22 protein-coding genes are annotated in these 26,125 nt (G+C 70.4%); 9 read left to right on the plus strand and 13 right to left on the minus strand.

What is annotated here, in order from left to right:
• Positions 1-5 precede the first annotated feature (5 nt).
• Positions 6-1,595, minus strand: a complete 1,590-nt coding sequence (purF, locus tag Ate02nite_RS37390) for an amidophosphoribosyltransferase (RefSeq protein ID WP_203812640.1) — start codon at positions 1,593-1,595, stop codon at positions 6-8.
• A 95-nt stretch (positions 1,596-1,690) separates the two neighbouring features.
• Complete coding sequence (locus tag Ate02nite_RS37395) at positions 1,691-2,065, minus strand: sterol carrier family protein (protein WP_239147989.1); 375 nt, start codon at positions 2,063-2,065, stop codon at positions 1,691-1,693.
• 158 nt (positions 2,066-2,223) lie between these two features.
• Here Ate02nite_RS37395 and Ate02nite_RS37400 point away from each other — a divergent pair, with 158 nt between their 5' ends.
• On the plus strand, positions 2,224-4,119 hold the full coding sequence (locus Ate02nite_RS37400; protein ID WP_203812641.1) for a carboxypeptidase-like regulatory domain-containing protein: 1,896 nt from the start codon (positions 2,224-2,226) through the stop codon (positions 4,117-4,119).
• A gap of 129 nt (positions 4,120-4,248) precedes the next feature.
• Here the strand turns inward: Ate02nite_RS37400 and purL are convergent, their stop codons facing one another.
• From purL to Ate02nite_RS37430, 6 genes are all read right to left on the minus strand, one after another.
• Entirely contained in the window at positions 4,249-6,810 is a 2,562-nt protein-coding gene (gene purL / locus Ate02nite_RS37405) for a phosphoribosylformylglycinamidine synthase subunit PurL (protein WP_203812642.1), read from the minus strand.
• Positions 6,810-7,520, minus strand: a complete 711-nt coding sequence (gene purQ, locus Ate02nite_RS37410; protein WP_203812776.1) for a phosphoribosylformylglycinamidine synthase subunit PurQ — start codon at positions 7,518-7,520, stop codon at positions 6,810-6,812. The genes purL and purQ overlap by 1 nt, the downstream gene beginning before the upstream one ends.
• Entirely contained in the window at positions 7,517-7,759 is a 243-nt protein-coding gene (gene purS / locus Ate02nite_RS37415; RefSeq protein ID WP_203812643.1) for a phosphoribosylformylglycinamidine synthase subunit PurS, read from the minus strand. Before purS ends, purQ begins: the two co-directional genes overlap by 4 nt.
• A 343-nt stretch (positions 7,760-8,102) precedes the next feature.
• On the minus strand, positions 8,103-9,524 hold the full coding sequence (purB, locus tag Ate02nite_RS37420) for an adenylosuccinate lyase (protein WP_203812644.1): 1,422 nt from the start codon (positions 9,522-9,524) through the stop codon (positions 8,103-8,105).
• Positions 9,521-10,780, minus strand: a complete 1,260-nt coding sequence (locus Ate02nite_RS37425) for an MFS transporter (protein WP_203812645.1) — start codon at positions 10,778-10,780, stop codon at positions 9,521-9,523. Before Ate02nite_RS37425 ends, purB begins: the two co-directional genes overlap by 4 nt.
• A complete protein-coding gene (locus Ate02nite_RS37430) occupies positions 10,777-11,319 on the minus strand; it encodes an ArsR/SmtB family transcription factor (protein ID WP_239147990.1) in 543 nt (180 codons plus the stop codon). The genes Ate02nite_RS37425 and Ate02nite_RS37430 overlap by 4 nt, the downstream gene beginning before the upstream one ends.
• Before the next feature lie 132 nt (positions 11,320-11,451).
• On the opposite strand from Ate02nite_RS37430, the gene Ate02nite_RS37435 reads away from it, so the two are divergent.
• Positions 11,452-11,904: an SCP2 sterol-binding domain-containing protein gene (locus Ate02nite_RS37435; protein WP_203812646.1), complete on the plus strand. Its 453-nt coding sequence runs from the start codon at positions 11,452-11,454 to the stop codon at positions 11,902-11,904.
• A 21-nt stretch (positions 11,905-11,925) separates the two neighbouring features.
• On the opposite strand, the gene purD is transcribed toward Ate02nite_RS37435, so the two are convergent.
• Positions 11,926-13,167: a phosphoribosylamine--glycine ligase gene (gene purD, locus Ate02nite_RS37440; RefSeq protein WP_203812647.1), complete on the minus strand. Its 1,242-nt coding sequence runs from the start codon at positions 13,165-13,167 to the stop codon at positions 11,926-11,928.
• Between the two features lie 117 nt (positions 13,168-13,284).
• On the opposite strand from purD, the gene Ate02nite_RS37445 reads away from it, so the two are divergent.
• The 3 genes from Ate02nite_RS37445 to Ate02nite_RS37455 all read left to right on the plus strand — a co-directional run bounded on the left by Ate02nite_RS37445 (position 13,285) and on the right by Ate02nite_RS37455 (position 17,203).
• A complete protein-coding gene (locus Ate02nite_RS37445) occupies positions 13,285-14,574 on the plus strand; it encodes an adenylosuccinate synthase (RefSeq protein WP_203812648.1) in 1,290 nt (429 codons plus the stop codon).
• 4 nt (positions 14,575-14,578) lie between these two features.
• The gene (locus Ate02nite_RS37450) at positions 14,579-15,559 is read left to right on the plus strand and encodes a diacylglycerol kinase family protein (RefSeq protein WP_203812649.1); all 981 of its coding nucleotides are present in this window, start codon (positions 14,579-14,581) and stop codon (positions 15,557-15,559) included.
• Positions 15,560-15,622: 63 nt separating this feature from the next.
• Entirely contained in the window at positions 15,623-17,203 is a 1,581-nt protein-coding gene (locus Ate02nite_RS37455) for a MinD/ParA family ATP-binding protein (RefSeq protein WP_203812650.1), read from the plus strand.
• Positions 17,204-17,207: 4 nt separating this feature from the next.
• Here the strand turns inward: Ate02nite_RS37455 and Ate02nite_RS37460 are convergent, their stop codons facing one another.
• Positions 17,208-17,630, minus strand: a complete 423-nt coding sequence (locus Ate02nite_RS37460; RefSeq protein ID WP_203812651.1) for a DUF3151 domain-containing protein — start codon at positions 17,628-17,630, stop codon at positions 17,208-17,210.
• Between the two features lie 45 nt (positions 17,631-17,675).
• A complete protein-coding gene (locus Ate02nite_RS37465) occupies positions 17,676-18,653 on the minus strand; it encodes an ADP-ribosylglycohydrolase family protein (protein ID WP_203812652.1) in 978 nt (325 codons plus the stop codon).
• Positions 18,654-18,671: 18 nt separating this feature from the next.
• Between Ate02nite_RS37465 and Ate02nite_RS37470 the strand changes: the two genes are divergently transcribed.
• Entirely contained in the window at positions 18,672-19,868 is a 1,197-nt protein-coding gene (locus tag Ate02nite_RS37470; protein ID WP_203812653.1) for an LOG family protein, read from the plus strand.
• Here Ate02nite_RS37470 and Ate02nite_RS37475 read toward each other — a convergent pair.
• Both Ate02nite_RS37475 and fbaA read right to left on the minus strand, forming a co-directional pair.
• Positions 19,865-20,389 (minus strand): hypothetical protein, encoded by a 525-nt coding sequence (locus Ate02nite_RS37475; RefSeq protein WP_203812654.1) that lies wholly within the window; start codon positions 20,387-20,389, stop codon positions 19,865-19,867. The genes Ate02nite_RS37470 and Ate02nite_RS37475 overlap by 4 nt on opposite strands.
• A 105-nt stretch (positions 20,390-20,494) precedes the next feature.
• On the minus strand, positions 20,495-21,520 hold the full coding sequence (gene fbaA / locus Ate02nite_RS37480; protein WP_203812655.1) for a class II fructose-bisphosphate aldolase: 1,026 nt from the start codon (positions 21,518-21,520) through the stop codon (positions 20,495-20,497).
• Between the two features lie 163 nt (positions 21,521-21,683).
• Between fbaA and Ate02nite_RS37485 the strand changes: the two genes are divergently transcribed.
• Genes Ate02nite_RS37485 through Ate02nite_RS37495 form a run of 3 tightly spaced genes read left to right on the plus strand, consistent with a single transcriptional unit; the run spans position 21,684 to position 26,072 of the window.
• A complete protein-coding gene (locus Ate02nite_RS37485) occupies positions 21,684-22,220 on the plus strand; it encodes a hypothetical protein (RefSeq protein WP_203812656.1) in 537 nt (178 codons plus the stop codon).
• Positions 22,221-22,239: 19 nt separating this feature from the next.
• Positions 22,240-23,601, plus strand: coding sequence for a 3' terminal RNA ribose 2'-O-methyltransferase Hen1 (locus tag Ate02nite_RS37490; RefSeq protein WP_203812657.1), 1,362 nt, complete (start codon positions 22,240-22,242; stop codon positions 23,599-23,601).
• The gene (locus tag Ate02nite_RS37495) at positions 23,598-26,072 is read left to right on the plus strand and encodes a polynucleotide kinase-phosphatase (RefSeq protein WP_203812658.1); all 2,475 of its coding nucleotides are present in this window, start codon (positions 23,598-23,600) and stop codon (positions 26,070-26,072) included. Before Ate02nite_RS37490 ends, Ate02nite_RS37495 begins: the two co-directional genes overlap by 4 nt.
• The last annotated feature ends 53 nt before the right edge of the window (positions 26,073-26,125 follow it).

Below are 26,125 nucleotides of genomic sequence, written 5' to 3' on the forward strand. Positions count from 1 at the left end.
CAAAGTCACGGGTGCTGCAGGGCGTTGCCACCGCCCGGGCTACCGACCAGGCGGGCGGTGGGGCGGTCGTCGTACTCGGTTTCGAGTTCGGCGACGGCCGCGGTGGCGGCCTCATCGCTCGCCGCCGGCATCGAAGCTCGCTTGCCAACGCCCTCGAGGACATGCTTCCCGATCAGGTTGTCCGCCGGAAGCGGGATCGGGTAGTGGCCGTCGAAACAGGCCATACACAGTCGGGATTTGGGCTGCTCGGTCGCTTGGACCAGGCTTTCCATGGAAACATAGCCGAGACTGTCGGCTCCGATCGAACGCCGGATCCCGTCGATCTCGAGGCCGTTCGCGAGCAGCTCGGCCCGGGTCGCGAAGTCGATGCCGTAGAAACACGGCCACTTCACCGGCGGCGCCGAGATGCGCACATGCACCTCGAGGGCGCCGGCCTCGCGCAGCATCCGGACCAGTGCCCGCTGGGTGTTACCGCGGACGATCGTGTCGTCCACCACCACCAGCCGCTTGCCCCGGACCACCTCGCGCAGCGGGTTGAGCTTGAGCCGGATGCCCAGCTGCCGGATCGTCTGCGAGGGCTGGATGAAGGTGCGGCCCACGTACGCGTTCTTGGTCAGGCCGGCGCTGTAGGGGATGCCGGAGGCCTCGGCGTAGCCGATCGCGGCCGGCGTGCCGGACTCCGGCACCGGGATGACCAGATCGGCCTCGACCGGGTGCTCCTTGGCGAGCCGGCGGCCGATCTCGACCCGGGCCGAGTAGACGTTGCGGCCGGCGATCGTGGTGTCGGGGCGAGCCAGGTACACGTACTCGAAGAGGCAGCCCTTCGGCTCCGGGGCGGCGAACCGGGTGGAGCGCAGGCCGTGCTCGTCGACCGCGACGATCTCGCCCGGCTCGACCTCCCGGACGAAGCTGGCACCGACGATGTCCAGGGCCGCGGTCTCGCTGGCGATCACCCAGCCGCGCTCCATCCGGCCGAGCACCAGCGGGCGGACGCCCTGCGCGTCGCGGGCGGCGTAGAGCGTGTTCTCGTCCATGAAGACGAAGCTGAACGCGCCGCGCAGCCGGGGCAGCACCTCGAGGGCCGCCGCCTCGACCGACATGTCGGGCCGGCTGGCCAGCAGGGCGGTCACCAGGGCGGTGTCGTTGGTGGTGTTCTTGTCCATCTCGAGGCCGCGCTCGGCGACCTCACGGGCGAGCTCGGTGGTGTTGACCAAGTTGCCGTTGTGGGCCAGCGCGATCGTGGTGCCGGCCGTGGTGGCGCGAATCGTGGGCTGCGCGTTCTCCCAGTTCGAACCGCCGGTGGTGGAGTAGCGCGTGTGGCCGATCGCGAGGTGGCCGCGCAGGCTCGCCAGGGTCGGCTCGTCGAAGACCTGGGAAACCAGGCCGAGATCCTTGTAGACCACCACACCGGAGCCGTCACTGACCGCTATGCCGGCCGCTTCCTGGCCTCGGTGCTGGAGTGCGAAGAGCCCGAAATAGGTGAGTTTTGCGACCTCTTCCTCCGGGGCCCAGACACCGAAGACGCCACAGGCATCCTGGGGGCCGCGCTCCTGGGGGTCGAGATCGTCGGTCAACCGGCCGTCGCCTCGGGGCACCTGTAGCTCCCTGTTGATCTGCTCGAACTTGCTGGCCTGCTCCGACGGCCCAGTGTACGCGAGCGGACGGGGTGCGGCTCGGGCTCGCGACTCCCTTACTCAGCGCCATCGGGCGGGTACAGGGGCAAATACTCGCTCAGGTCGGTTCGGATGCCGCTTGCCCGGAGACGACCGTCACGCTGCGCATCTGCCCAGCTCACACGCTCCGTGGCGACCAGCACCCACGTCACAGGATCCGTTTCGACCACATTGGGCGGTGTGCCGCGCGTGTGCCTGGGACCAACGACACACTGAATCGCACCGAAAGGCGGAATCCGCACCTCCACCGAACGGCCAGGCGCCCGGCGGGACAACTCGGTCAGCAGTGCTCGCACAGCGTCACGCAGCACCGGACGGTCGGGTTCGACACCTCGGTCGAGCGCGTCCAACGCTTGTTTCACGGCTTCGGATCTATTGTGCGCAGGGGACACGTCGGGACAATACGACCCGGACCGCCGAGATTGCTACACGCCCCTGGGTCGCGCAATGGGCGTACGACAAGGCATAGTGGCCGACGGTGTTTTAGTCGCGGGAAGTAACCGGCACTCTAGACAGCCGAGAAAACCGTGCGACCGGAAGGGCGGTGGACGTGACAACGCACCTACGAGCCCGAGTGGCCCAGGCCGGTGCGTTACTGGCGGTGGTCCTCGGCGTAATCGTCGTCGCTCCCGCGGTGGCGCTGGCCGATCCACCCGAAGTGCAAATCACGAGCCTGCCCACGGATGTGGTCTCGGGTAACAGCCTCCAAATGGGCTTCAAGGTTCGTGCCGTCAATGTCAACGGCGGTGCCGGTGGACAGGCCACGGCAACTATCAAGGTCACCGGCATGACCTGTGACGGCTGCAACCAGATCGCCCAGGTCAGCTCGGACGGAACGGACTTCAGCGTCAAGCTGACCGCACCGACCGTCAACGCCGGCACGACCCAGACCGTCAACATCTCGGTCAGCGCGACGATCAACGGCGAGTCCAACTCGACCAGCCAGCCCGTGAACGTCAAGGGCCCGGACAAGCCACAAACCGTCACGTCCATCTCCGGCAAGGTGAAGGACCAGGACGGCAAGGCCATCTCCGGCGCGGCTGTCGCCATGAAGGACAGTGCGGGTCACGCGTACCAGACAACGACCAACGGCTCCGGTGGTTACTCCTTCAACTCGTCGGATTCGTCGCAGATCACGCCCGGCAACATCTCGGTGGGCGCGCTCAAGGACGGCTTCAACGCGGCCACCGTGCAGATCCAGGCCGCGGCGGGCAAGAGTGTCTCCGTTCCGCTGACCCTCAAGGCTGTCGAAGCGACCGCGTCGGCGACCCCGTCCGCATCCGTTTCGGCGGCGGCCAGCGCGGAGGCCCTCGACGAGGCCACCGAGGACCCGACCGACGACGAGTCGACCGCGGTCGACGCCAACACCGAGAACAAGGCGTCCGAGTCGGGCGGCGGTTCCGGTTCGATGCTGTTCATCATCGTCGGCGGCCTGCTGGTGGCGGCCGGTGTCGGTGCGATCGTGCTGGTCCTGATGCGCCGCAAGAACAACGGCGAGGGCGGCGGCGTCGACGACGACCCGACCTCGATGCCGGTCGGTCCCGGCGGCGTGGTGCCGCCGAGCCAGGGCCGGTTCAACGACGCGACCCGGGTTGCCTCCCCGATGGGAGCCGGACCGGCCGCCACGATGATGGCGCCGCGCGCGGCCTCGCCGATGTCCGACGCGCCGACTATGCTGCACCGCCCGGTCGAGGACGAGTTCCCCGACCCGTACGGCGTGCCCGTCCCGAACCAGGGCGGCTACGCCGGTGGCGGCGGCGGCACCTACGGCGAGCCGGCGCAGTACGGCCGGCCGCAGGACGACGGCTACGGCGGCGGGCAGTACGGTGCGCCCCAGGGCGGCGGTCAGTACGGCGCACCTCAGGGCGGCGGCCAGTACGGCGCACCCCAGGGTGGTCAGTACGGCGCGGCGGCGGCACCGGCCGGTGCTCCGCAGCAGCGGTACGACGAGCCGACCGGCATGTACCGCCCGGAGGCGGCCGGCAACGACTACGACGAGTACGACCAGCCCGGCGCCCAGCAGTACGGCGGCGCCGCGCAGGGCGGTCAGTACGGCGGCGGCCAGCAGTACGGCGCGCCCCAGGGCGGTCAGTACGGTGCTCCCGCGGCTCCGGCCGGCCAATACGGCGGCGGTGGCTACGACGACCAGGCCGGCTACGGCCCGCAGCAAGGCGGCCAATACGGCGCCGCACCCCAGGGCGGCCAGTACGGCGCTCCCCAGGGCGGCGGCTACGACCAGTACAGCGGTGGTCAAGGCGGCCAGTACGGCGCCCCCGCGGCTCCGGCCGGCCAATACGGCGGTGGTGGCGGCGGTTACGACCAGGGTGGCTACGGCGACCAGCGCGGCGACTACAACGAGCAGAACCGCCACGGCGGACAGCCACCCCGCCCGCACGAGCCCTCGCAGCCGGGCCAGCGTCGCTCGCTCGACTGGATGGACAACTAGAAACAGCTAACGAAAGATCGGCCCGCGTCTCCTCAGGAGCGCGGGCCGATCTCTTGGTACCCGGGACCACCCCGGAACGACAAAAGCCGGTCAGCGTGGACGCTGACCGGCTTTATCGTTGGTTGTGGATCAGTCGGTGCTCTTGTCGGCCGGCTCGATCGGCCCACCCGGAAGGTCGTCGTCACTCGTGACCGGCTCCGCGATCTCCAGCGTCACCGACCGAACCGGCTCCTCCACCGGAGCGTCAGCAGCCGGAACGTCGGCAGCCGGAGCGACGGCTGCGGGTTCGACCGCCGCGGCCAGGTCGCCGAACAGCCTGGGCAACGTCGAGGTCCACGCCTCGCGCACCTCCGCCAACGGGATCTCGAACTGGTCGCGAACCTCGAGCACCGCGTCCCGCGTGGTCACCCCGATCGGCGTGCACGGCACGCCGTAGTCGGCGGCGAGCGCCAGGAACGCCTTGTCGTGCCCGCGCGGCACCGCCACCACGGCCCGGCTGGCCGACTCGCTGAACAGGTGCACGAACGCGGACTGGCCGTCCTCCGGCAGCGTGATCCGGGCTCCGACCTCGCGCCGCAGGCAGCTCTCCACCAGCGACTGGGCCAGACCACCGTCGGAGAGGTCGTGCGCGGCGTTGACGTGGCCGGACTGTGAAGCCCGCGCCATCAGCGCACCGAGCCGCTGCTCCTTGGTCAGGTCGATCTTCGGCGGGCGACCGCCGAGGTGCGCGTGGGTGACCCACGCCCACTCCGAACCGGACAGCTCGCACTCGGTCTCGCCGAGCAGGAACAGCAGGTCACCGTCGCCGGTCGGCGACGTGAAGCCCATCGGGATGCGACGGGCCACGTCGTCGAAGACGCCGAGCACACCGACCACCGGGGTCGGGTGGATCGCGGCGGCGCCGGTCTGGTTGTAGAAGCTGACGTTGCCGCCGGTCACCGGAGTGCCGAGCAGCTGGCAGCCGTCGGCCAGACCGCGCACGGCCTCGGCGAACTGCCACATCACGGCCGGGTCCTCCGGCGAGCCGAAGTTGAGGCAGTCGGTGACCGCGACCGGCTCGGCGCCGGTGACCGCGACGTTGCGGTACGCCTCGGCCAGCGCGAGCTTGGCGCCCTCGTAGGGGTCGAGGCGGGCGAACCGGCCGTTGCCGTCCACCGACAGCGCCACCCCGAGGCCGGTGCGCTCGTCGATGCGCAGCACACCGGAGTCTTCCGGCTGGGCCAGGATGGTGTTGCCGAGCACGTATCGGTCGTACTGCTCGGTCACCCAGGTCTTGTCGCACAGGTTCGGCGACGCGGCCATCCGCAGCACGGTCTCGCGCAGCTCGTCGCCGGTGGCCGGCCGCGGCAGCGTCTCGGCCTTGTCGGCCTGAAGCAGTATCAAGTCGGCCGGCTCGCGGATCGGCCGGGCGTAGACCGGGCCGTCGTCGGCCAGCGAACCGGGCGGCACGTCGACCACGATGTGATCGTTCCAGCTGATCACCAGCCGGCCCGGCGAGCCGTCCGGCTCGGACTGGGTGACCTCGCCGATGGCGGTGGCCCAGACGCCCCACTTCTCGGCGACGGCCAGCACCGGGGCCAGGTTTTCCGGCGTGACGATCAGGAGCATCCGCTCCTGCGACTCGCTGGCCAGGATCTCGGTCGGCGACATGGACGCCTCACGCAGCGGAACCCGCTCCAGCCACACCCGCATGCCGGTGCCGGCCGCAGCCGCGGTCTCGGTGAGTGCGCAGGTCAGACCCGCACCGCCGAGGTCCTGGATGCCGGCCACGAGACCGGCGTCGTAAAGCTCCAAGCAGCTCTCGATGAGCAGCTTCTCCATGAACGGGTCGCCGACCTGCACCGACGGACGGCGCTGTTCGGCCTCGTCGTCGAAGGTGGCGGAGGCGAGCACCGAGACGCCACCGATGCCGTCACGGCCGGTGCGCGCACCGAGCAGCACGACGATGTTGCCGACGCCGGCCGCTTCCTTGTGCTGCAGCCGCTCGACCGGCAGCACGCCGATGCTCAGCGCGTTGACCAGCGGGTTGCCCTGGTAGGTCGGGTCGAAGACGATCTCGCCGCCGATGTTGGGCAGGCCCAGGCAGTTGCCGTAGCCACCGATGCCGGCCACCACGCCGGGCAGCACCCGGGCGGTGTCGGGGTGGTCGGCCGCGCCGAAGCGCAGCGGGTCCATCACCGCGATCGGCCGGGCCCCCATGGCGAGGATGTCCCGGACGATGCCGCCGACGCCGGTCGCGGCGCCCTGGTAGGGCTCGACGAAGCTCGGGTGGTTGTGCGACTCGACCTTGAAGGTGACGGCGAGCTCGTCGGAGATCTGCACGACACCCGCATTTTCGCCGATGCCGGCCAGCATGCGGGTGTTCTGCGGGGTCTTCTCACCGAACTGGCGCAGGTGCACCTTGCTCGACTTGTAGGAGCAGTGCTCGCTCCACATGATCGAGTACATCGCCAGTTCCGAGGCCGTCGGGCGGCGCCCGAGGATCTGCCGGATCCGTTCGTACTCGTCGTCCTTGAGGCCTAGCTCGGTGTGCGGCTGAAGCTCCGTCGAAGTCTGGTACGCGCGCTCCACGGTGTCCGGTGCACCGGCGAACTCGTTGATCAGAACGTCGGTCGCGGCGAAGCCGGTCGGCTTCTTCTCACTCGGCGACGCCGCCGCGCCGCTGGTGGCCGTGTCCGGCTGCGAGGTCATTACTGGTGTCCCCCTGATTGCTGCCCGCCCGCGGTCGCCCCGGCCAGGGCGCGCAGGACGGAGGTGAAGAAGCCCAGGCCGTCCAGCGAGGGGCCGGTCAGCGCCTCCACCGCGTGTTCCGGGTGCGGCATGATGCCGACGACGTTGCCGGCCTCATTGGTGATCGCGGCGATGTCGCGCTGCGAGCCGTTCGGGTTGCCGTTGATGTAACGGGCGACGACCCGGCCCTCGGCCTCGAGCGCGTCGAGCGTGTGGGCGTCGGCGACGTAACAGCCTTCGCCGTTCTTCACCGGGATCAGGATTTCCTGGCCCTCGGTGAAGTTGTTGGTCCACGCGGTGTCCGGCGACACGACGCGCAGCCACTGGTCGCGGTTGCGGAAGTGCAGGTGCTGGTTGCGGGTCAGCGCACCGGGAAGCAGGTGCGCCTCGCACAGGACCTGGAAGCCGTTGCAGATGCCGAGCACCGGCAGGCCGCCCCGGGCCGCGTCGATGATCGTTTCCATGACCGGGGCGAACCGGGCGATCGCGCCGCAGCGAAGGTAGTCGCCGTAGGAGAAACCGCCGGGCAGCACCACGGCGTCGACGCCGTGCAGCTCCGGGTCGCCGTGCCAGAGACGGACCGCCTCAGCGCCGGCGATGCGCGCGGCGCGGGCCGCGTCCCCGTCGTCGAGTGATCCGGGGAAGGTGACCACACCGATCCGCATGATCAGGCGTCCTCTGCCACACGAATGTCAAAGTCTTCGATCACCGGATTGGCCAACAGCTTGTCGGCGATCTCCCGAGCGCGATCGAGGTCGGCCTCGCCCGCGAATTCGATCTCGATCCGCCGACCGATGCGGACGGACGAGACATCGGTGACCCCGAGCCTGGGCAGCGCGTTGGCGACCGCCTGGCCCTGCGGATCAAGGATCTCCGGCTTGAGCATGACGTCGACCACGACGCGAGCCACGGGCACTCCTGACTGAGTAGATGTGAGCACCGGAAAGCCTACCTTGCGAACCCTGGCATCGGCCCATCGGCCGGTGTCGGCAGCGCGACGCAAGCGGCGCTGACCAGGGCACTTCGGCGGTGATCTAGCGCACGCCCAAGATCAATCCGAGCCATCACATCGGTGATATGTGCGATCTGAGTGGTAGGCGGCACCGCGAGATCCACCTACTCTTCGGTACATCGATCTCCGTAGGGCCGGACGGCGGCGCCCCCGCTGTCGTCCGGCAGGAGTTTTCGAGCATTCTCCGCCGAGGTGCGACGTGAGGGTCGAGCTCCGTCGCGCCTCGGCGGCACGATTTAGATCACAAGATCGGTGCCGGCGCGTAGTGCGCCGCGGCCGGGTGCGCCGCCACGATCGAGGCGACCCGGTCAGCCACCCGGGCCACCTGCGACGACGCGGCACCGACGAAGGCCGCCCGGTCGGCCACCAGGGTGTCGATCTCGGCGCGGGACAGCCGCAGCCGCTCGTCGCCGGCCAGCCGATCGAAGAGGTCGTTGACCGCGGCACCCTTCTCCCGCATGCCCAGCGCCACCGCGACCGCGTGCTCCTTGATCACCTCGTGCGCGGCTTCCCGGCCGACGCCCTTGCGCACCGCCGCCACCAGGATCTTGGTGGTGGCCAGGAACGGCAGGAAGCGATCGAGCTCGCGGGCGATCACCGCGGGGTAAGCGCCGAACTCGTCGAGCACCGTCAGGAAGGTCTGGAACAGGCCGTCGGTGGCGAAGAACGCGTCCGGCAGCGCCACCCGGCGGACCACCGAGCAGGAGACGTCACCCTCGTTCCACTGGTCGCCGGCCAGCTCGCCGACCATCGACAGGTAACCGCGGACGATCACCGCGAGGCCGTTGACCCGCTCCGACGAGCGCGTGTTCATCTTGTGCGGCATCGCCGACGAGCCGACCTGGCCGGGCTTGAAGCCCTCGGTGACCAGTTCCTGGCCGACCATCAGCCGGATCGTGGTGGCCAGCGACGACGGGCCGGCGGTGACCTGGACCAGCGCCGACACCACGTCGAAGTCGATCGAGCGCGGGTAGACCTGGCCGACGCTGCTGAGCACCCGGTTGAAGCCGAGGTGGCCGGCGACCCGCTGCTCCAGCTGGGCGAGGGCGTCGAAGTCGCCGTCGAGCAGGTCGAGCTGGTCGGCCGAGGTGCCGACCGGACCCTTGATGCCGCGCAGCGGGTAGCGGCCGATCAGGTCGTCGAGACGTTCGTACGCGATGAGGAGCTCCTGGGCCGCTGAGGCGAACCGCTTGCCCAGCGTGGTGGCCTGCGCCGCCACGTTGTGCGACCGGCCGGTCAGCACCAGGTCGGAGTATTCGACCGCGCGCTCGGTGAGCCGGGCCAGGGTGGTGACCACCCGCTCGCGGATCAGCTCGAGCGAGGCCCGGATCTGCAGCTGCTCGACATTTTCGGTGAGGTCGCGGGAGGTCATCCCCTTGTGGATCTGCTCGAAGCCGGCGAGCGCGCTGAACTCCTCGATGCGCGCCTTCACGTCGTGCCGGGTGATCCGCTCCCGGGCCGCGATCGAGGGGAGGTCGACCTGGTCGAGCACCGCGTCGTAGGCCTCCACGGCCCCCTCGGGCACCGCCACCCCGAGATCACGCTGGGCGCGCAGCACGGCGAGCCAGAGCCGGCGCTCCATCCGGATCTTCTCCTCCGGGGACCACAGGTCGGTGAGCTCGGCGGAGGCGTAGCGGGCGGCCAGCACGTTCGGGATCGTCACGCGACCGATTCTTTCACGAGCGGGTTTTCCGGCTCGGGCAGCTTGTGCGCCAGCGTGCGCACGTCCCGGCTGCTCAGCTGGCCGAGGAAGGCCACCGTGATGAGCACCCCGGCGCCGATCAGGGTCGCCTCGGTGCCGACCACGTGCGAGATCGGCCCGATCGCCATCTCGCCGATCGGGATCGCCACGAACGAGCCGACCATGTCATAGGAGTAGACCCGGGCCAGCTTGTCGGCCGGAATGTGCTCCTGCATCGTCGTCTCCCAGGCCACCCCGAACTGCTCGAGCCCGAGACCGGCGATCAGCGCCCCGCCGACCAGCAGCCAGACGTTGGGGTAGAGGCCGAGCACGAAGACCGGCACGGCCATCAGCGTGCAGCAGGCGACCCCGAAGTAGAGCAGCCGCCGTAGCCGCAGCCGCATCGCGATCAGGCCTCCGATGATCATGCCGGCGGTCTGCGCGGCAAGCACGAAACCCCAGGCCCGGCGCCCGAAGGTGTCGTCCGCGATGACCGGCCCGAGCACGAAGAGCGAGCCACCCCAGGCCATGTTGGCCACGCAGAATCCGGCCACCACCACCCACAGCCAGGTCCGGGACCGGAACTCGGACCATCCGGTCCGAAGATCAACAAAAACATTGGGGCGCTTCGCTTTTCCCGGTACGGGCTGGTCCGCACCGGAAGCGAGGAACAGGCCGAGGACCGCGAAACAGACTGCCGAGAGTACGAAGGTGACCGCGTCGACCACGATGCCCCAGCCCGGCCCGACCGCGGCGACCACGATGCCGGCCACCGGAGCACCCAGGATGGCCGCACTGTTGAGGAAGACCCGGCTGATCGCGTTCGCCTGCTGCCGGACCTCGGCCGGAACCGTCTGCGGCAGGATCGACGCGCTCGCCGGCAGGGCCAGTGCACCGGCCATGCCGTTGAGCGCGGCCAGCACGATAAGCAGCGGAATCGTCGCGTTGTGGGTGAGCACCAGGGCCGCCACGACGCCCTGGGTGAGCGCCGCGGCCAGGCTGGAGCCGACCATCAGCAGGTTTTTCGGCAGCCGGTCGGCGAGCACCCCGCCGAAGAGCAGGAACACCACGTTGACCACGGTGCGGGCGCCGACCACGAAGCCGAGGTCGGTGGCCGAGCCGGTGAGGTCGAGGACCGCGAAGGCCAGCGCGATCGGGGCGAACGCGTTGCCGAGCGCGTTGATCGTGCGGCCGGCCATCAGGAGTTGGAAGGGACGATGACGGAGGGGCGCTTTCATTCGGACTCCATCTCGAACATGGCAGCGGTGGTGCTGGTGCGGATGGTGCCGGGGGTGCGTGGCGGCTTGGCCACTTTGTGGAGCTCGACGAGGGCCTCGGAGATGCGGGTGCGGAGGTCGTCCCACGTGGCCCGGTCGACCCAGAGCTCGGCGTCGGCCAGGACCTTGCCGCTGTCGGGGAAGCCGGCGTCCCTCGTACGGCGGATGAGCTCGTGCGCGACCGCGGTGAAGTCGCCCCGCAGCTGCTCGTCGCTGAGCGGCCCGCGGCCCAGACGTTGCTCGCGCTCGTAGCTGGCGTCGTAGCGGTAACGCTTGGCCACGCCACCGCGAATCTTCTCCTCGCTCTCCACGAAGATCAGGCCACCGGTGAGCAGGTTGCGCAGGTGGTAACTGGCGTTGGCGTGGGTGAGGCCGAGCTCGCGGGCCACCTCGGCCGCGGTCATCGGGGCCGCTGTGAGCAGCGACATGATGCGCAGTCGGATCGGATGGGCCATCGCCCGCAGCGAGGCTCGTGCCGACGAAGGCTCTCCCAAAGACATGTTGGGGAGTCTAAGCATTCAGCGCGCCGACTGTCCAACACTTGTTTGGGAGTGGCACACTGCACGGAGAAGCGGCATTCTCGCTAGGGTTACTCGCGAGTAGGTACAGCGCAGATACCGAAAGGTCCACCGATGACTGATTTCAACCCCGAGTCGCTCTCCTCGATCGGCCCGAAGGAGTTCGCGCAGCTCGTCAAGTCGACGCCTGACTCGCAGATCGCCGAGGTCATGTCCGGCGACGCACGCACGAAGATCCTCGACGAGGTCTTCAACCGCATGCCCCAGCTCTTCCGCGCGGAGAAGGCCGGCAACACCTCGGCCGTCATCCACTGGGTCATCACCGGTGGTGCCGACGGCGGCAGCGACACCTACGAGACGGTGATCGAGAACGGCGCCTGCACGGTCACCAACAAGCCGGAGCGCGACCCCAAGCTCGCCATGACCATGGACCCGGTGACCTTCCTCAAGGTCGTGTCCGGTGATGGCAACCCGATGATGATGTTCATGACCGGCAAGATCAAGGCAAAGGGTGACCTGGGCCTGGCCGCCAACGTGGCCAAGCTGTTCGACATCCCCAAGGCCTGACGGACCGTTGAGGGGGCCGGGTCAGAGCGTGATCCGGCCCTCGACGGCGTTCAGGGCGATGTCGGTGCGGTACTGCGCGCCGTCCAGCCGAATGCCATCCACCAGGGCGTACGCCGCCGTGCGAGCCGCGGCGAGGTCGGTGCCGACGGCCGTGACGCTCAGCACCCGGCCGCCCGCCGAGACTAGCGCGCCGTCCTCGCGGCGAGCCGTGCCGGCATGGATCACGCCAGGCACCTCGGCGCCCTCGATGACGTCGCCGGTGCGCGGGGTGCCGGGGTAGTTCGCGCTCGCCACCACCACGGTGATAGCAGCGCCGTCGTGCCAGAGCAGCGGCTGATTCCCGGCCAGCTTCCCGGTCGCGGCCGCGTACAGCAGGCCGGACAGCGGCGTGTCCAGCAGCGCCAGCACCACCTGGGTCTCCGGGTCGCCAAAGCGGGCGTTGAACTCGATGACCTTGGGACCGTCCGGGGTGAGCGCCAGTCCGACATAGAGCAGGCCGGCGAACGGGGTCCCCCGCTTGCGCATCTCGGCCAGCGTCGGCTCGACCGTCTCCCGCATCACCCGGGGCACCAGATCGTCCGGCGCCCAGTCCAGCGGGGCGTACGCGCCCATGCCGCCGGTGTTCGGGCCGGCGTCGCCGTCGGCCAGCCGTTTGAAGTCCTGGGCCGGCATCAGCGGCACCGCCGCGGTGCCGTCGGTGACCACGAACAGGGAGACCTCGGGCCCGGGCAGGTATTCCTCGATCACCACCCGGCCGCACTCGGCGGCATGGCGACGAGCCTCCTCGATCGAGTCGGTGACCACGACCCCCTTGCCGGCGGCCAGGCCGTCGTTCTTCACCACATAGGGCGCACCGAGGTCGGCCAGCGCGCGGTCCACGGCCTCCGGCGAGGTGCACTCATAGGACCGCGAGGTCGGCACCCCGGCCGCGGCCATGACGTCCTTGGCGAACGCCTTCGACCCCTCCAGCTGGGCAGCCGCGGCGCTCGGCCCGAAGCAGGCGATGCCCTTGGCCCGAACCGCGTCGGCCACCCCGGCCACCAGCGGCGCCTCGGGACCGATGACGACCAGGTCGGCCGCCAGCTCCACGGCGAGCGCGGCCACCTCGGCCGGATCGGTGGCGGTCACCGGGTAGAGCTTGGCGGCCTGCGCGATCCCGGGGTTGCCGGGGGCGGCGGCCAGGAATTCCACGGCGGGGTCAGCGGCGAGCTCGACGGCGAGGGCGTGTTCCCGCCCGCCGGATCCGATCAGAAGTACGCGCACGACCGCCGATCCTACCGGCGGCCTCCTTCCGCACGTCGCACCGCAGGTCGGTCGCGTAAACTTCGGCAGTACCCGGGCTTCGCCGAGTACGCAAGCACGCGGAAAGGCGTCACAGACGTGCCGGTGATCGTGTTGGTCGGCGCCCAATGGGGCGACGAGGGCAAAGGCAAAGCCACTGACCTGCTGGGCGACCGGCTCGACTACGTCGTCAAGTTCAACGGTGGCAACAACGCCGGTCACACCGTGGTGATCAAGGGCGAGAAGTACGCGCTGCACCTGCTGCCGAGCGGCATCCTGACGCCGGGCGTGACCCCGGTGATCGGCAACGGCGTGGTGGTCGACCTGGCCGTGCTGTTCCAGGAGATCGACGGTCTCGAGGCCCGCGGCATCGACACGTCCCGCCTGCGGATCAGCGCGAACGCGCACGTCATCGCGTCCTACAACCGCACGCTCGACAAGGTCAGCGAGCGTTACCTGGGCGCCCGGCGGATCGGCACCACCGGCCGCGGCATCGGCCCGACCTACGCCGACAAGATGAACCGGCTGGGCGTGCGCATCCAGGACCTCTTCGACGAGTCGATCCTGCGGCAGAAGGTCGAGGCGGCCCTCTCGTTCAAGAACCAGGTGCTGTCGAAGATCTACAACCGCCAGGCGGTGAAGGTCGACGAGGTGGTGGCCGAACTGTTGTCATACGTCGACCGTCTCCGCCCCTACGTCGGCGACACCGCGCTGGAGCTGTCCCAGGCGCTCGACGAGGGCAAGGTCGTGCTCTGCGAGGCCGGCCAGGCCACCCTGCTCGATGTGGACCACGGCACCTACCCATTCGTGACCAGCTCGAACGCGACGGCCGGCGGCGCCTGCACCGGCGCCGGCATCCCGCCGACCCGGATCGACCGGGTGGTGGCGGTGCTCAAGGCGTTCACCAGCCGGGTGGGCGAGGGCCCGTTCCCGACCGAGCTGCACGACAAGTTCGGCGACTACCTGCGTGAGGTTGGCCACGAATACGGCACGACCACCGGCCGCCCGCGCCGGATCGGCTGGCTCGACCTGGTGATCGGCCGCTACGCCCAGCGCATCAACGGGGTCACCGACTTCGCGCTGACCAAATTGGACAATTACGACGGCCTCGACGAGATCCCGGTGTGCGTGGCCTACGAGGTCAACGGCGTGCGCCACGACGAGATGCCGGTCAACCAGACCGACTTCCACCACGCGATCCCGATCTACGAGACGCTGCCGGGCTGGAAACAGGACATCTCCGGTTGCCGCAGCTTCGAGGACCTGCCGAAGGACGCGCAGCGCTTCGTCGAGTTCGTCGAGCAGCGTCTCGGCTCGCGCATCTCGATCGTCGGCGTCGGCCCGGGCCGCGAGGCGGTCATCGAGCGCCACTCGGTGCTGGGCGGCTGACCCGGTGTACGACGTCGTGATCCTCAGCCTGGCCGAGGGTGCGGGGCCGTCGGTGGACGCATGCGGCGCCGGCGGCTGTGGCGGCTGTGGTTCGGCCGAGGCCGAGAAGGAGTCGTGCGCCGCCCCCCGGGTGCCGGTGCTGCAGTGCGCCGAGGCGCTGACCAGCGCCGGAGCCCGGGTCGAGATGATCACCGCGGGTTCCGACGCGGAGATCGATGCGGTACTGGAACGCTTCGACGGCCCACCCAGGGCCGACGGCCTGACCTGGCCCGACAGCGACGGCAAGACCAGGCTGGTGGTGGCGTGCGCGGTCGACGGCCAGCTGCGGGCCGTCCTGCGCCGGCTGGTCCGGCGGTACGCCCCACCGCCCAGCAAACGCCCCGGTGACCTGGACACCAACCGGACGGTTCCGGACCTCCCGCCGGTGGCGCTGCTCCCGCTCGACGCGGCCGGCACCACCGACCTGGCCGCGCAGCTGGGCCTGCCCCGCACCCCGGCCGGGGTGGCCGCGGCGGTGCTGACCGGCCCGGTTCGCCGGCTCGACCTGCTGCGCAACGACGGCGGTTCGGTCACCGTGGACGGTGCCCTGGTCGGCGGCGCGGACGACGACGGCCGCGCGGTGGCCTGGCGCGGCCGGGTCGAGGTCGACGACAAGGTGCTCTCCGACGGCAACGACCCGATCCTGGCCTGTGCGATCGGCAACGGCGGCGGCTACGCCGAGTTCGACGGCCTCCGGCTGCTCACCGATGGTGACCCGACCGACGGCCGGGTCGAGGTGGCCGTGGCGGTTCCCAAGGTCGTCAAGCAGCGGTTCCGGAAGGGCTCCCGGGTCCAGATCGAGGTGCGCCGGGCTCGCGGCCGCGCGGTGTCGGTGTTGCCACGCGACGGTGAGTTGCAGTTCCTCGACGACGGCGTCGGTGGATCGATGAACCGCAAGCGCTCCTGGTGGACCGAGGCCGGGGCGTGGGCGGTGTACGCGAGCTGACCGACTGTGCGAGTCTGAAGTAGTAACTGAAGTACCACTTGGTAACTCGGGGAGGACGCTTCCGTGGAGGAAGAGCACGCCGACCGCGTCTACGTCCCAGGGACGAATCCCACGCCGCCCGATCGGGACGTGGAACCGTTCTGGGTAGATGAGGAGCCGGACGCTCCCGTGCACGGTGGCCGGCCCGTACCGCATGAGACGCCACCCGCCGTGCCGGTGCCCGGCCCGGCCACCGGTGTCTACCGTCCGGATCGGCCGGTCCCGGTGCCGCCGCCCGCCGTGCCGGTGCCAGTGCCTCCGCCGACCGCAGCGGCCGAGCCGACCTCCGGTTCCGGAGTGCACACCAGCCCGGATTCGCCCTGGTCACAGCCTCCGCAGCAGCGACCCGCGCAGCCCGAGCTGCCGACTCCGCCGCCGCGCGCGACAGCCTCGGTCCCGGTGCCCAACGTGGCTCGCCCCGACGTGCCGCCCCCGCCGGTGCCGACCCCGGACCCGTCAAACGGTCAGATCTACCGGCCGCCGGCACCTACTCCGCCGCCGCAGCAGTTCCCGCCGCAGCAACAGCCGGGCCCGCAGCGGCCGATCGCCGGTCCCTATCCGCCAACCATGGACCCGCCACACCCCGGCCCCCATCCGCAGCCGGGCCCTCCGCCGCAACCAGGCCCGCAGCAGCCGGTCGACCCGTTCCAGGACCTCCCGTGGGTCTCCGACGGCACCCCGACGGCCGAGGAGTTCGCCCGCCGCCGGCTGGCCAAGCCGGCCGAGCCGATCGCCACCATGGGCCCCCGGGCGGTGCTCCGGAAGACCACGGCCGGCCTGGTCAAGCTGGCTCCGGGCAAGCGCGAGCTGGAGTTCAAACAGGACGTCGAGATGGTCCGCCGCAACTTCGGCGGCCTGCGCCAGGTGACGATCGTCAACCCGAAGGGCGGTGCCGGCAAGACCGTCGCGGTGCTGCTGCTCGCCATGACGTTCGGCCAGAAGCGCGGCGGTTACGTGCTGGCCTGGGACAACAACGAGACCCAGGGCACGCTGGGCATGCGCGCCCAGCAAGACTTCCACGCCCGTACGGTGCGCGACATGATGCGCGACCTGCACCTGTTCCGCGGCGCGCACGGCCGGGTCGGCGACCTGTCGCAGTACGTCCGGGCTCAGGGCGAGGGCATGTTCGACGTGCTGGCTTCGGATGAGTCCGCGACGGCCGGCGAGATGCTCACGGCCGGGGCGTTCGCCGAGATCCGGGAGATCGTCAGCCGCTTCTACAAGCTGATCTTCGTGGACACCGGCAACAACGTGCGGGCCCAGAACTGGCAGGCGGCGATCGACGCCACCGACCAGCTGGTGATCACCATGTCGGCCCGTAACGACTCGGCCGAGACCGCCGCCCGGATGCTCGACCACTTGGAGCAGAGCGGCCGCCAGCGGCTCGTCCGGCAGGCGATCAGTGTCGTGTCGATGCCGCCGACCAGGAAAGACATCGACCTGCCGGCGATCCAGCGGCACTTCTCGGCGCGCACCCGGGCGGTGCTGATGGCGCCGTACGAACGATTGATCGACTCCGGCGAACCGCTGCGCTACGGCCAGTTGTCCACGAACACCAAGGACGCCTGGCTGAAGATCGCCGCAGCGGTCGCCGAAGGCCTGTAGGAGACTAGGAAAGGGCGTCGGCCGCGGCCGGGTCGCTGTCGCGCAGGAACTGGGCACAGCGGGCCGCCTCGTCGGCCTCGCCGATCTCGGCGGCGGCCTTGGACAGGCTGTGCAGGCAGCGCAGGAAGCCCTGGTTGGGCTCGTGCGCCCAGGGCACCGACCCGTGCCCCTTCCAGCCGTTGCGGCGCAGGGCGTCCAAACCGCGGTGGTAACCGGTGCGGGCGTAGGCGTACGCGGTGACCGGCTCGCCGGCCTCCAGCGCGTCGGCGGCCAGCGCGGCCCAGCCGCCGCTGTAGGCCGGGTGGTCGGCGGCGACGGTCTTGTAGGCGCCGGCGGTTCCGGTCTCGGCCGCGGTGGCGAGGGCCTTGTCGGCCTCGACGTCGGCGGGGAGCAGGGTGGCCGGCGGCTCGGGAAGCAGATTCTGCATAACCCCATTCAACCGGCCCGACCAGGATGAATTCCCAGCGGCCCGCTAATCCCAGGCGTTTGCGATCATGGCTAGCCGATCGGTGTACTCGATCTGCTGCTGCCAGGCCGCCGGCCAGGCGTCCAGGCCCAGCGCCGCGCCGGCGAACGCGCCCGCGAGGCAGGCGATCGAGTCGGAGTCGCCGGAGGAGGCGGCCCCGCGCCCGAGCACGGCCACCGGCTCGTCCGGCGAGATCAGATAGCAGTGCAACGCGGTGGCCAGCGCTTCCTCGGCGATCCAGCCCTCGCCGGTGACCAGGCACGGATCGCCGGTGCCGCTGCCGGTGCCGACGTCGGCCAGCGCCGCCAGGCATTCGTCCCAGCCGACCGCGATGAACTCCTCCGGCGAGGCGGACAGCGACGTTCGCCACAGTTCGCCGAGCCATTCGCCCCGGTAGACGGTCCGCTGCCGGCGGCAGCGATCCCGCAAGGCCGCCAGCAATTCCTGCGGCGGAAGACCGGTCAAAAGCCAATGGCAGGCGTACGCCGTGAGCTCGCTCGCCGCCAATCCGGTCGGGTGGCCGTGCGTGAGTGCGGCCTGCAACTGCGCCGCCCCGGCCCGTTGATCGTCGGTCAGCCCCGGCATCAGCCCGACCGGGGTGACCCGCATGTTGGCGCCACACCCCTTCGAGCCGGCCTGGGTGGCCTGCTGCCACGGCCGCCCGTCGGACAGCGCCGCGCACGCCCGCAGGCAGGTCATCCCGGGTGCGCGGTTGTTGTCCGGGCTGGCCGCCCAATCGAGGAAGGCCTGCCGCAGCAGCGGCTCCAGCACGGCCGGCGTGATCTCCGGCGCGGCCAGCAGCGACTCGCCGACCGCGAGAGCCATCTGAGTGTCGTCGGTGACCAGGGCAGGGGTGCCGGTCAGCTCGACCGGGCCACCCGAACCGTAGGCGGCGACGATCGCGTCGTACGCCATGAATTCGGTGGGTTTTCCGAAGGCATCCCCGTAGGCCAGTCCATAGAGCGATCCCGCCGCATTTCGCACGGTAGCTACCCTACGGTCATGCCAGGCGACCCGTTGCACCCCGTACTCGGCGGGGACATCCCGTTCGACGCCACCGCGCTCGAGGTGGAATCCCGGGCCGAGTTCGACTCGCACCTGGCCAAGCACACACTGGCCGGCCTGGTGATCCTCGGTCTGCGGCTGGACCTCGATCCGCCCGACTTCACCGGCGTCGACGTGCGCGGGGCGCTGTTCGTCGGCTGCCGGCTGGCCGACGACGTGGAGATCGATCTGATCCGGCGGGGCGCGCACCTGGTGCCGCCGTTCGACGCCCGGCCCTACCCGACCCATCCGGCCACTCTCTACACCCCGGAAGACCTGTCCTTCGGCTTCGCTCAGGACGGCTTCGCCGGGATGTACGACACGGTCATCTACCAGCACTTTCTCGAGCACGGCGGGCCCGGGCCGGACATCCGCGAGGCGATCGCGCAGCGGCTGCACGACGCCGGCATCGACAACGCGCTGGGCAAGGCGCTGGCCGCCTGGGTGGCCAACCACGAGGCGAAGGCGGCCGTCGGGATCATGGGCGGGCATGCCGCGCCGCGCGGTTCGGCGCCCTACCGGATGGCGGCCACCCTCGCCTGGCGGCTCGCCTCGGTGGGCCGGCTCGTGGTCACCGGCGGCGGCCCCGGCGTGATGGAGGCGGCGAACCTCGGTGCCTACTTCGCGACCCGGCCGGCCACCCAGCTGAAGGCCGCCATCGAGATGCTCTCGGCCGCGCCGCACTTCGCCGATCACGATCCGTACACGGCGGCGGCGCTCGCGGTGCGAGCGGCCTATCCGGCCCCGCCGACGGCGGTGTCCGATGTGGTGGGCAAGCTGCGGCACGGCGGTCTGGCCCTACCCACCTGGCTGTACGGGCATGAGCCGGCCAACCTGTTCGCCGGCCAGATCGGCAAGTACTTCTCGAACGCCGTCCGGGAGGACTCGATCCTGCGGCTGGCCCGGGGTGGCATCGTCTTCGCCCCCGGCTGGGCCGGCACCGTTCAGGAGATCTTCCAGGCCGCGACGAAGACTTTCTACCAGACCGACGGCCCGTCCGGGGCGTTCGTCTTCCTGGGCGTCGACCACTGGCGTGAGCTGCCGGTCGAGGCCCTGCTGCGCCCGCTGCTGGCCCGCTCGCCGCACGGCGACCAGTCCAACCTGGTCGTGGTGACCGACTCGCTGGACGTGGCGATGGCCGCGCTGTCGCGTTAGGCGACGTGCACGCGGCGCCAGTTCGTCGCCGCCGGCAGTTCCGCCTCGGGGACGTCGGTGATGCCGTTCTCGTCCATCGCGTTGTAGACCGCGAGCCGGGCGCCCTCGAACAGGAACTCGATCGCGTGCAGCACCCGCGGCCGCCACTCGGCCACCGTGACCAGCTCGATCACGTTCACCGCGCGGAGGATCCGGCCCCGCGCCTCGCGGAGCGCCGCCACCGGATCGGGCCGCCAGTCGAAGTGCTCGTACCAGTCGATCGGCCGGTTCAGATCGATCTGATCCCAGGTGATCGCGCACTCATCAAACTTACGATGAGTGATCTCAACGTGCGTCAGTCCAAAGTCGAGTATCACCGGGCCGTCCGCGAACCAACCGCGCTCGGCGACATCCCACATCAGCCAGCTTGATCGCAATTTTCGCCCGATGAGCCGCACAAACCTGGTGCGGTGGACGGCCGCGAGGGCTTCCGCGTCGTGATGCCACGCGGGTTCATAGCCCTCGATACCGAGCACGATCATGATCCTCCGGGGGTCGGGGGACGATCGTACCCATACCGCTGAGTAACCCTGCAACGTGAAGACGGCCGATCCCCGCGAACAGGGGACCGGCCGTCATCGAACGACTTACTTCGAGATGGCGGTGCCCGTCGAGCGGAGGTTCTCGCACGCCTCGACGACGCGCTGGGCCAGACCGTTCTCGGCCAGCTTGCCCCAGGCCCGCGGGTCGTACGCCTTCTTGTTGCCGACCTCGCCGTCGATCTTCAGCACGCCGTCGTAGTTCTTGAAGATGTGGTCGACGACCGGGCGGGTGAACGCGTACTGCGTGTCGGTGTCGATGTTCATCTTGACCACGCCGTAGTCCAGAGCGCCGTGGATCTCCGAGAGCAGCGAGCCGGAGCCGCCGTGGAAGACCAGGTCGAACGGCTTGTCCTTGCCGTACTTGGCGCCGACCGCGTCCTGGATCTCCTTGAGTACCTCGGGGCGCAGCTTGACGTTGCCCGGCTTGTAGACGCCGTGCACGTTGCCGAAGGTCAGGGCCGTGAGGTACCGGCCCTTCTCGCCCAGGCCGAGCGCGGCCGCGGTGGCCAGGCCGTCCTCGACGGTCGAGTACAGCTTGTCGTCGATCGCGGCCGAGACGCCGTCCTCCTCGCCGCCCACGACGCCGACCTCGATCTCGAGGATGATGTGCGCGGCCGCCGCGGCGGCCAGCAGCTCCTCGGCGATCTGCAGGTTCTCGTCGACCGGTACGGCCGAGCCGTCCCACATGTGCGACTGGAACAGCGGCGCGCGACCGTTGGCGACCCGCTCCTTGGAGATGGCGAGCAGCGGACGAACGTACGCGTCCAGCTTGTTCTTCGGGCAGTGATCGGTGTGCAGCGCGATGTTGATCGAGTAGTTCTTGGCGACCTCGGTCGCGTACTCGGCCAGGGCCACCGCACCGGTGATCATGTTCTTGATGGTGGGACCGGACGCGTATTCCGCGCCGCCGGTCGAGATCTGGACGATGCCGTCGCTGCCCGCCTCGGCGAAGCCCTGCAGGGCGGCGTTGAGGGTCTGCGAGGACGTCACGTTGATCGCCGGGTAGGCGAACGCGCCGGCCTTGGCGCGGTCGAGCATCTCGGCGTAGACCTCAGGAGAAGCGATGGGCATCGGTGCGCTCCTTGCTCTTTTCACACGAATGGAGACAGAGGGCAGGACCGCGCTGTCCTCCAGCTAGGCAGTATTCCGCAGCCCGAGAACCGAGGGGAAACCGCCCCGAAACTTGCTCCCTGAACCCGGCACATGGTGCGTAACCGACCTTTACGCTCCGGAGGTGTCGTCGATCATGCGAGTGCTCACCGGCGTACCCCTCCTGATCCTCGTCTTTTTGGCGGCTCCGGCCGCCGCAACGCCGGCGCCGGACCTGGCTGCGATCGGCGAGCATCGCACCGTTCTGGTCGGCGCCGAGGTGGCGATCCGGGTCGGCATGCTCAACCGCGGACCGGGGGTGCTGCGGCCCGGCCACCACGCGGTCGTCCGGCTACCCACCAACGTCTCGGTCCGGTCCGCGCCGGTCGACTGCAGTTCGGACTGGAGCCGAAACGGGTTCGAGTACCGCTGTGCCGTCCGGCATACGCTCGCCGCGGGCGAGCGCGCCATCTTCGAGTTCCGGCTGCGGGTCGAGCTGAGCCAGGGCCGGGCCGGGGAGGTTCTCGTCGACGGCCGGATGGCCGGCATCACCCTGAGCCAGTCCGCGCCCGAGATCGTCCCCCTCCCCGATCCGGGGCCGGTCGGCCCGATCTCGGCCGGCGGTGTGCTCCTCGCCATGGGGGTGCTACTCACGCTGACAAATCGGTCGCGCGCTCGGTGACGCCGTTCGATCATTAGGCGTGCTGCTCACCGTGACGACCACTCGCCCGCCCGCCACCGATCTCGGTTATCTGCTGGTCAAGCACCCCGGCAAGGTCCACACCTTCGACGTGCCCACCGGCACGGCGTACGTGCTGTACCCCGAGGCGACCGAGGATCGGTGCACGGCGGCGCTGTTGCTGGACGTGGACCCGGCCCGGTTGCGCGCTCAGCGGGAGTCGTTCGAACTCGGCGCGTACGTCAACGACCGCCCGTACGCCGCCTCCAGCCTGCTCGCCGGAGCCCTGGCCAAGGTGTTCCGCAGTGCCCTGCGCGGCGCCTCCAAGGACCGCCCGGAGCTGGCCGCCGAGGCCCTTCCGCTGGAGATCCGGGTGCCGGTGCTGCGCGGCACCGCCGAGCTGGCCGGCCGCCTGTTCGGGCCGCTCGGCTGGCAGGTGACCGCCGCGCCGATCCCGTTCGAGCCGGAGATCGGCGGCGACAGCCACTACGTCGACCTGCGCCTGGCCGGCACCGTCCGGCTGGCCGACGCGCTCAACCACCTCTACGTCCTGCTGCCGGTGCTCGACGACGCCAAGCACTACTGGGTGGCGCCCGACGAGATCGAGAAGCTGCTGCGCTCGGGCGAGGGCTGGCTGGGCGGGCACCCGGAGAAGGTGCTGATCGCCCGTCGCTACCTGGCCCACCGCCGGCAGCTGGCCGAGTCGGCCCTGTCCCGGCTGGAGGCCGACTCCCCTTTGGTGGAAGAGGAGGCCGAACTGCCGGTCGCCCGCAAGGTCTCGCTGGCCGAACAGCGCCGCGACGCGGTGCTGGCCGCCCTCGCCGAGGCCGACGCGGCCCGGGTGCTCGACCTCGGCTGCGGCGGCGGCGCGCTGCTCGCCGCTCTGGTCAAGGACCGCCGGTTCACCGAGATCGTCGGCACCGACGTCTCCTCCCGGGCGCTCGACCAGGCCGCCCGCCGGCTGCACCTGGACCGGCTCCCTTCACTTCAGCGCGACCGGATCAAGGTCTGGCAGTCCGCGCTGACCTACCGCGACGACCGGCTGCGTGGGTACGACGCGGCCGTGCTGATGGAGGTGATCGAGCATGTCGACCTGCCCCGGCTGCCGGCCCTGGAGGCGAGCGTGTTCGGCCATGCCCATCCGCGCACGGTCATCGTGACCACGCCGAACGCCGAATACAACGTCCACTACGAGGGCCTGACCGGGATGCGTCACTCGGACCACCGCTTCGAGTGGACCCGAGCCGAGTTCCAGGCCTGGTGTGCCCGAACCGCCGAAAACCACGGCTACCAGGTCTCGTTCCGGCCGGTCGGCGACGACCACGAGACCACCGGCGCACCGACCCAGCTCGCGATCTTCACGACCACGGAGGTGACCTCATGATCGACGTCCCGGAGCTCGCGCTCGTCGCGCTGGTCGGCATCTCCGGATCCGGCAAGTCGACGTTCGCCCGCACCCACTTCAAGCCCACCCAGGTGCTCTCCTCCGACTACTTCCGGGGGCTGGTCGCCGACGACGAGAACGACCAGTCCGCTTCGGCCGACGCGTTCGACGTGCTGCACTACGTGGCCGGCAAGCGCCTCGCGGCCGGCCGGCTCACCGTGGTCGACGCCACCAACCTCCAGTCACACGCCCGGGCCGGGCTGGTCAAGGTCGCCCGGGAGCACGACGTGCTCCCGGTCGCGATCGTCCTCGACGTGCCCGAGTCGCTGGCCTGGGAGCGCACGCAGGGCCGCGCCGACCGCACGTTCGGTCGCCAGGTCCTAACCCGGATGCACCGTGACCTGCGGCGCTCGCTCGGGTCGCTGGCCCGGGAGGGCTTCCGCAAGGTGCACGTGCTGCGCGGCACCGACGAGATCGCCGGCGCCGAGATCCGCTACGAGAAGCTGTTCAACGACAAGCGCGACCTGACCGGCCCGTTCGACATCATCGGGGACGTGCACGGCTGCCATGCCGAGCTGGTGGCCCTGCTCGGCAAGCTGGGCTACGACGTGACCCGGCCGGACGTCGCGCACCCGGAGGGCCGCACCGCGGTCTTCGTGGGTGACCTGGTCGACCGCGGGCCCGACTCGCCGGGCGTGCTGCGCCTGGTGATGGCCATGGTCGCGGCCGGCACCGCGATCTGCGTGCCCGGCAACCACGAACAGAAGCTGGCCCGCAAGCTGGGCGGCCGCCAGGTGCAGCTCACCCACGGCCTGCCGGAGACGCTCGAGCAGCTCGCGGCGGAACCGCCGGAGTTCGTCGCCGAGGTCAAGACCTTCATCGAAGGGCTGGTCAGCCACTACGTGCTGGACGGCGGCAAGCTGGTGGTCGCGCACGCCGGCCTCAAGGAGGCCTACCAGGGGCGGGCCTCCGGCCGGGTGCGCAGCTTCGCGCTCTACGGCGAGACCACCGGCGAGACCGACGAGTACGGCCTGCCGGTCCGCTACCCGTGGGCCCGCGACTACCGGGGTTCGGCCGCGGTCGTCTACGGCCACGTGCCCACCACCCGCCCGGAGTGGATCAACAACACCATCTGCCTGGACACCGGCTGCGTCTTCGGCGGTTCGCTGACCGCCCTGCGCTGGCCGACCCGGGAGCTGGTGTCGGTGCCGGCCGCCCGGGAGTACTACGCCCCGGTGCGACCGCTCGCCGCCTTGGAAGAAAAGCCGGCCGAGGGCCTGGATCTCGCGGACGTCACCGGCCGCCGGCACATCGACTACGGGTACGGCCGGGTGACCGTCGACGCCGAGAACGCGGCCGCCGCCCTGGAGGTGATGAGCCGGTTCGCGCTCGACCCGGCCACCCTCGTCTGGCTGCCGCCGACCATGGCACCCTGCTCGACCTCGACCCTCGACGGCTACCTGGAGCACCCGTCGACGGCCTTCGCCGACCTGCGCGCGGCCGGGGTCGGCAAGGTCGTGTGCGAGGAGAAACACATGGGCTCCCGAGCGGTGGTCCGGGTGTCGCGCACCGGGGACGGCGACGCGATCTGGACCCGAACCGGCCGGCCGTTCTTCGGTCCGGCCCTCGACGGGCCGCTGCTCGACCGGGTTCGGGCCGCGGCCGCCGGCCTCTTCGCCGACCTCGACACCGACTGGCTGCTGCTCGACTGCGAGCTTCTCCCCTGGTCGGCGAAGGCGGGCGGGCTGATCCGGGAGCACTACGCCGGAGTGGGCGCGGCCGGGCGGCATGCCCTGCCGGCCGCGCTGGCCGTGCTCGACCAGGTCGCGGCCCGCGGGCTGGACGTGGCCGGGCTGCGTGACCGGATCGAGCTGCGCTCGGCCGAGATCGACGGCTACTCGGCGGCCTACCGGGCCTACGTGCGGCCCACCGACGGTCTCACCGGCGTCACGCTCGCCCCCTTCGCCGTACTGGCCGGGGCCGGTGTCTCGTACGCCCGCAAGGACCATGGGTGGCACCTGGCGCAGGCGGACCGCCTGGTTGCGGCCGATCCGGAGATCTTCACACCCACCCGGCGGAAGATCGTCGATCTCGGTGATGCGTCGGCCGAGGCCGACGCCACCGACTGGTGGCTCTCTCTCACCGCGGCGGGCGGCGAGGGCATGGTCATCAAGCCGTACGGCGGACCGGCGGTCACCGACACGAAGGGCCGGCTCGCCCAGCCCGGGGTGAAGTGCCGTGGCCGGGAGTACCTGCGGATCATCTACGGTCCCGAGTACACCCGGCCGGAACAGCTCGACCGGCTCCGCCGGCGAAACCTGGGCCGCAAGCGCAACCTCGCGCTGCGCGAGCACGGCCTGGGGCTGGCCGCGCTGGACCGGCTGGCCGAGGGCGCACCGGTGTGGCGGGTCCACGAGTTGGTCTTCGCGATCCTGGCCGCCGAGTCGGAGCCGGTCGACCCGCGCCTCTGAAAGGTTTTCCACAGGAGCTGTACAGGTACCGGCTACCCGCCTGCCGGTACCCT

It is taken from the genome of Paractinoplanes tereljensis, from assembly GCF_016862435.1.
Taxonomy (GTDB): Bacteria; Actinomycetota; Actinomycetes; order Mycobacteriales; family Micromonosporaceae; genus Actinoplanes; species Actinoplanes tereljensis.

Bases quoted from the DNA above. Each gene is read 5' to 3' on its own strand.
- purL (WP_203812642.1), bottom strand. From the start codon at position 6,810: ATGACCTCGCAGCCGGACACGGCCACCAGCGGCGCGGCGGCGTCGCCG.
- Ate02nite_RS37425 (WP_203812645.1), bottom strand. From the start codon at position 10,780: ATGAAAGCGCCCCTCCGTCATCGTCCCTTCCAACTCCTGATGGCCGGC.
- Ate02nite_RS37430 (WP_239147990.1), bottom strand. From the start codon at position 11,319: ATGTCTTTGGGAGAGCCTTCGTCGGCACGAGCCTCGCTGCGGGCGATG.
- Ate02nite_RS37435 (WP_203812646.1), top strand. From the start codon at position 11,452: ATGACTGATTTCAACCCCGAGTCGCTCTCCTCGATCGGCCCGAAGGAG.
- Ate02nite_RS37460 (WP_203812651.1), bottom strand. From the start codon at position 17,630: ATGCAGAATCTGCTTCCCGAGCCGCCGGCCACCCTGCTCCCCGCCGAC.
- Ate02nite_RS37470 (WP_203812653.1), top strand. From the start codon at position 18,672: ATGCCAGGCGACCCGTTGCACCCCGTACTCGGCGGGGACATCCCGTTC.
- Ate02nite_RS37475 (WP_203812654.1), bottom strand. From the start codon at position 20,389: ATGATCGTGCTCGGTATCGAGGGCTATGAACCCGCGTGGCATCACGAC.
- fbaA (WP_203812655.1), bottom strand. From the start codon at position 21,520: ATGCCCATCGCTTCTCCTGAGGTCTACGCCGAGATGCTCGACCGCGCC.
- Ate02nite_RS37495 (WP_203812658.1), top strand. From the start codon at position 23,598: ATGATCGACGTCCCGGAGCTCGCGCTCGTCGCGCTGGTCGGCATCTCC.